The sequence below is a fragment of the Rhizobium sp. GR12 genome (assembly GCF_036596185.1).
Lineage (GTDB): Bacteria > Pseudomonadota > Alphaproteobacteria > Rhizobiales > Rhizobiaceae > Agrobacterium > Agrobacterium nepotum.
Genome location: NZ_JASXTH010000043.1, coordinates 1 through 1,094 on the forward strand (window position 1 = coordinate 1; position 1,094 = coordinate 1,094).

The 1,094-nt window shown below is 60.3% G+C and carries 1 protein-coding gene; it reads left to right on the forward strand.

The features are described 5' to 3' along the window. On the forward strand, positions 1-1,094 hold a 1,094-nt coding region (locus QSK43_RS27010; protein ID WP_332306024.1), incomplete at both ends, for an MFS transporter.

Below are 1,094 nucleotides of genomic sequence, written 5' to 3' on the forward strand. Positions count from 1 at the left end.
TGGTTTGCAGTTCTTTCAATGGCAGCCACAAGTTTCGCGCTCGTATCCGCCGAGTTCCTTCCGGCGGGCCTTTTGACGCCGATGGCGCGCGATCTCGGAATCAGCGAAGGAACCGCCGGGCAAGTGGTCACGGCTACTGCTACCGTCGGCGCCGTGACTGCGCTGTTGAGCAATGTCCTCATCGGCAGACTGAACCGTAAAACCGTTTTGATCGGTCTCAGTGCGTTGGCAATCGGCTCCAATATTCTTGCATCGGTGGCGGCCGATTTCTGGCTATTGTTATTGGGCCGGGCAGGACTTGGCATCGCGCTTAGTGGTTTCTGGGCGCTCTCGGTTGCCGTTGTGGCCAGGCTGGTCGGCGCCAATGCGACTGGGCGTGGTATGGCTATCGTCACCCTCGGCGTCTCGCTCGCCACCATCGCAGCACCTTCGATGGGTGCTTTGATCAGCGACTGGTTGGGATGGCGCGTCGCCATGTCGATGACAGCGGGGCTTGCCGCCTTGGCCATGCTATTGCAGATTCTCAGCTTGCCAACCCTGCCAGCAAGTACAAGCAACAGCCTGAGCGACGTCTTTCGGTTGACGCAGCGACGCAGCATTCAATTGGGAATGCTCGCCATCCTCCTGCTGATGACGGGACATTTCGCCGGTTCGGTATATGTGCGTCCCTTCCTCGAACAAGTGACGGCCCTGGGGACAAATTCGATAGCCCTCGCGCTTCTCGGTTTTGGCGTTGCCTCGGTAATCGGCAATGTCGCCGGGGGTCGGATGGCCGACGCCAGTATTCGCTTTGCACTCATTGTCACCGCCGCTCTGATGGCAATTGCAGCGATCGCCCTCGTCCTTTGGGGCGCTCATAGCGGCGTCGCATTCGCCCTCGTCGCACTATGGGGCTTTGCCTTCGGAATGGCGCCTGTCGTGCTGCCGACCAACCTGTCCCGCGGCGCGCCCGATGCCCTGGAGGCGGCAGGCAGTCTGATGGTCGTTGCTTTTCAGGTAGCCATCAGTATCGGTGCGGTTTTCGGTGGCTACATCGTCGACTACTATGGCGCCACTGCACCGTTAACCCTGACGGCGCTCCTGGCTGCAACCAC